Source organism: Methanocalculus sp., assembly GCF_030651615.1.
GTDB lineage: Archaea > Halobacteriota > Methanomicrobia > Methanomicrobiales > Methanocorpusculaceae > Methanocalculus.
Genome location: NZ_JAUSCG010000229.1, coordinates 1 through 4357 on the forward strand (window position 1 = coordinate 1; position 4357 = coordinate 4357).

5 protein-coding genes and 1 pseudogene are annotated in these 4357 nt (G+C 47.9%); 3 read left to right on the forward strand and 3 right to left on the reverse strand.

The annotated features are described in order from the left end of the window. On the forward strand, positions 1 to 779 hold a 779-nt coding region (locus Q7V06_RS09580; RefSeq protein ID WP_304840956.1), incomplete at its 5' end, for an archaeosine biosynthesis radical SAM protein RaSEA. On the opposite strand, the gene Q7V06_RS09585 is transcribed toward Q7V06_RS09580, so the two are convergent. From Q7V06_RS09585 to Q7V06_RS09595, 3 genes are all read right to left on the reverse strand, one after another. After that, positions 769 to 2007: a TIGR00300 family protein gene (locus Q7V06_RS09585; protein WP_304840958.1), complete on the reverse strand. Its 1239-nt coding sequence runs from the start codon at positions 2005 to 2007 to the stop codon at positions 769 to 771. The two genes, Q7V06_RS09580 and Q7V06_RS09585, sit on opposite strands and share 11 nt — an antisense overlap. A 70-nt stretch (positions 2008 to 2077) precedes the next feature. Beyond that, positions 2078 to 2677, reverse strand: coding sequence for an NTP transferase domain-containing protein (locus Q7V06_RS09590; protein WP_304840960.1), 600 nt, complete (start codon positions 2675 to 2677; stop codon positions 2078 to 2080). Further along, positions 2665 to 3672: a histidinol-phosphate transaminase gene (locus tag Q7V06_RS09595; protein ID WP_304840962.1), complete on the reverse strand. Its 1008-nt coding sequence runs from the start codon at positions 3670 to 3672 to the stop codon at positions 2665 to 2667. The genes Q7V06_RS09590 and Q7V06_RS09595 overlap by 13 nt, the downstream gene beginning before the upstream one ends. A 272-nt stretch (positions 3673 to 3944) precedes the next feature. On the opposite strand from Q7V06_RS09595, the gene Q7V06_RS09600 reads away from it, so the two are divergent. Next, positions 3945 to 4124: a ribbon-helix-helix domain-containing protein gene (locus tag Q7V06_RS09600; RefSeq protein ID WP_300330943.1), complete on the forward strand. Its 180-nt coding sequence runs from the start codon at positions 3945 to 3947 to the stop codon at positions 4122 to 4124. A 16-nt stretch (positions 4125 to 4140) separates the two neighbouring features. Beyond that, positions 4141 to 4357 (forward strand): annotated as a pseudogene (locus tag Q7V06_RS09605) (cell division protein FtsZ); the annotation flags it as partial.

Below are 4357 nucleotides of genomic sequence, written 5' to 3' on the forward strand. Positions count from 1 at the left end.
TTGAAGGGAACTATCGATCTGATGACTATGATGTGGTGAAGATCTTCACATCGGGAAGTTTCTTTGATTCCGGAGAAGTGCCTGTTGAGGTACGTGACAGACTCGGATCACTCATCAGGGGAAAGATCGTCATTGCAGAATCCCGGGCAGAATATATCACCTCACCGGTCATCAGCTCTTTCCTCGATCTGATCGATACCGGCGATCATCAGATGCCCCTCTATGTGGCGATGGGACTTGAGACCACAAATGATCAGATACGTGAGAAATGTATCGATAAAGGATCAACATTTGCCGACTTCATTCAGGCAGCAAATACTGCAGATAAAGCAGGTGTGGGCGTCAAAACATATCTGATGATGAAACCCCTCTTCCTGACCGAGAGCGAGGCTATTGCAGATATGAAGATCTCTATCTCAGAGGCTGCACCGTATTCGGATCTCATCTCGATGAATCTCTGCACCGTTCAGAAGAGGACAGATCTCGAATACTACTGGAAGCGAGGTGCATATCGACCACCATATCTCTGGAGTGCACTGGATGTCCTCCTCTCAACAAATGAAAAAGTCAGTTGTGACCCGGTCGGCGGCGGATATGCAAGGGGCCCACATAACTGTGGGAACTGTGATCGCGAAATCAAGAATGCGATCAACGAGTACTCACTCAGCTATGACCGCGATCTGATACAAGCAGCGTATAAAACAGAGTGTGAGTGTAAAGAAGAGTGGCAGTATGTCCTTCTCCATGAGATGCCCTGGTGCATGCCACTTACCCGATAGCATCTTTTTTATTAGCCCGAAGTGCTGCAAGGAGAGCGGGGATAAAGGTTCCTGCATCTGAAACCACACCTACCGCCTGTGTTGTGCCGCGATCCATCAGTTTTGTCACAGATGCCGGGTTGATATCGACGCAAATCGTCTTCACATAAGAGGGAAGGCAGTTGCCAACAGCGACCGAATGGAGGAGGGTTCCGATCATCAGCACCATTCCGCAATCCCCAAGATGTGCCCTGATCGCATCCTGCGCCACCACCGAATCGGTTACCACATCAGGAAGCGGACCATCGTCACGGATAGAGCCTGCGAGCACATAAGGGATACCTGCTTTGACGCACTCGTACATGATTCCCTTGGTAATGATACCGTCTGTAACTGCCTGGGCGATTGAACCTGAACGCATCACTTCACTTATTGCATAAATATGGTGTTTATGCCCACCAGTGACAAGATCACCTGTTTGGAGATTCATTCCAAGAGATGTACCAAAGAAATTATATTCGATATCATGGGTGGCGAGGGCATTTCCGCTGAAGAGAATATCAATATATCCCTCGCGTATCAGGGCTGCAAGGGATTCTCCTGCCCCGGTATGGACGATTGCCGGCCCACCGACAATTGCCACTTTCTGGCCTTTCCCCTTCACCTTCAACAGCTCTTCTGCGATCTTTCTGATGATCGTCTCACTTGGCCGCTCAGATGAGACCTGACCTTGCATGAACTCAAAAACACCGGTCTCACGGGGCCTCTCCGGGTAGATCACCCGGACACCACCCTCGCCGATGACAACACAGTCACCCTTCCGTAACTTTGAGAGAGGAGTGCAGTAAGCCCGCGATGATGCCTGATCAACAACGACGATACAGTCCATCTCAATATGCTCAACTAAAATCCACTCATCCTGATACCTGATGGATGTCGGATGGTTTGTTGTTGAGTAAAAACCCTTTGGAACGACCCTGTCGGCTTCTGCGGGTATCAGCCTGACATTATCTGCTTCAATAAGCCGTGCACCATACCGGTGAAGCTCACTTGTAATTGAATTTAGTTTCTCTTCAGTATCTGCTGAGATCTTAAGTCTGGCATAACTTGGATCGACCTTCTTCTTTCCGACATCAAACGTGATGATCTCAAAGTCTCCCCCCATATCCATGACACGGTCAAATACCCGTGTCATAATGCCAGAATCGATGATATGACCCTCGACCTCAATCTCCCGCGAATGATCCATATATAGTAGTCAACAGGTTTCGTTATATGCATTCTGACTGTTCGCTCGGAAACGAGGAATTCAATGACGATCAGACCATTAGTGACTGAAAATGAGTCTCAAGGAGTTTAAGCTCTGATCGGGTATTCACATTGAATACAAGTCCATGCTCACGAAGAAGGAGCCTGAATTCTTCCTGCTCTCCACCCATAAGCGATCCCTTCAGGATATTTATCCCGACAGGGCTTGCCGGAGTACCATGTATCTCAAGCTGATAGCGGGGTTCTGTTCCAAATTCTCTGCATAGAGCGATCGGAATCCAGGTTGAGCAGGCATCCATACCGGAGTCAAGATATGCGTTCCAGACCGCGCAGATCGTCTCAGGACGCAGGCAGGGAATATCTGATACTGATATGAAGAAAGGCCCTTCTTCTTCCAGTACGTCAACAGCTGAATTGAGATCTTCAAGATATCCCCTTCCATCTGTGGAAATGAACGGGATATCGTTTGCCCTGCACCAGTTCTTTGTATAAGGAGTCTTATCGGATGTCACGACGATCGGGAAGCAACCGGCCTTTGTAAATGCATCGATGACCCAGCTTATCATCGGCCGCCCGGCAATACAAACAAGCGGCTTTTCACCCATACCAAGACGGGTGCCTCCCCCGCCAGCCATGATCAGTGCACGCATTCGGATAATGCCTCTATAAGAACCCTGTTCTCTTCACGGGATCTAACTGCAACACGAATTGATTGCGGAAGACCAAAAGATGTGCAGTCCCGCACCAGAACACCTTTGGTAATGAGGTCACGCGTAAGATCTGTCGCATTTTTACCAGTATCAAGAAGGATGAAGTTTGTTGAAGAGGGATGAGGGAAAAAACCAAGGGATTGTATGGACTTCGTAAGGAATTCCCGCTCAACTGCAATCATCTTCCGCGATGAAAGGAGATCAGGGAGATGTCGGATCGCCTCTATCGTATAGACCTCAGCGTATCTGTTGACCGTCCAGGGTGGCCGGGTCATCTCGATCGCCTCAATGAGCCTGGGATCACCAAATCCATAACCGAACCTGATGCCAGGGACCGAGAATGCCTTTGTGAGCGATCTAAGGACGAAGAGATCTGGATTTCTGTGATCTGCCATAGTCTGATCGGGATCAGAGAGATCGATGAATGCCTCATCGAGGAAGAGAGAAGAACCTTCCTCACTGCAAAATTTCAGGAGATTAAGGATATCACCCCTTTTCGCGAGCTTCCCCGTGGGATTATTTGGATTGCAGAAATAGCGGACATCCACTTCATCTTCGGTATTATGAGTAACAGAACCACCGGCAAGGCGCACTGACTGGGCATACTCTCCAAACGTCGATCTTTCGATATATGCCCTGGATCCGTTTGATGCCATAACCTGGGCATAGATACGAATAAGCTCGACTGATCCGTTTCCAACCGCAATCTCCGAGACATCCCTTGAAAAAACAGAGCCGATAGCTTCCTTCAGATCAGTATAGGTATCATCAGGATAATCACGAAGATCACATGCCTCAGGCCTCCACATAACATGAGGGGGAAATGGATTCATGCTGGCACTAAAGTCGATTATATCTCCGTTTACCCCTTCGGCAAGAAGCCGCCTGATGACCCCCCCGTGTGTGGCTCTATCAGGCAATGATTTGATCCTCATCTGACATACCACCCGATAGTGGAAGAGTGACGGGGATCAAAAGAGAAAATGGGTTGATTCATACACAATTAATTTTGCATTGTTTTAGATAAAAGAGTTCTGAATCCTGCTTGAGAGATCAAGGAGCTTAGAGATTCGGAAACGAAATGGCAAACTATATATAGAGTAACGATATATCTACAACCATCTGATGATTATTATCAGACGATTGTACACTCAATGTCAGACAACTGTCATACCATAATATGTCAATTGTCAGACAGAGGTGAAAAATGGACAGGATCACCATTCGATTACCCAGGCAACAGGTCGAGATGCTGGAAAAACTGGTTGCGGCAGGAGAGTTTCCAACAGTTTCTGAAGCGGTGCGATATGCGGTGCGGGAACTCCTATCAAAGCATGGAGACCGGGTAATGCGAGAGAGCGATCAGGTCACATCATTAAAGATTTAACCAAAGGGGTTGTAAGATGCAGACAATCATTAATGAAGCTCTAAAAAACGCAGAAATTGAGAAAGACCGTGTAAAATCATCCATCATCGATGATGATGAGATGCTTGGACACCCACGCATCGTTATCATTGGATGTGGCGGTGCAGGTAACAACACGGTGAACCGACTCCACCACATGCAGGTAGCAGGTGCCGAAACGATCGCTATCAACACGGATAAACAGCATCTCGACA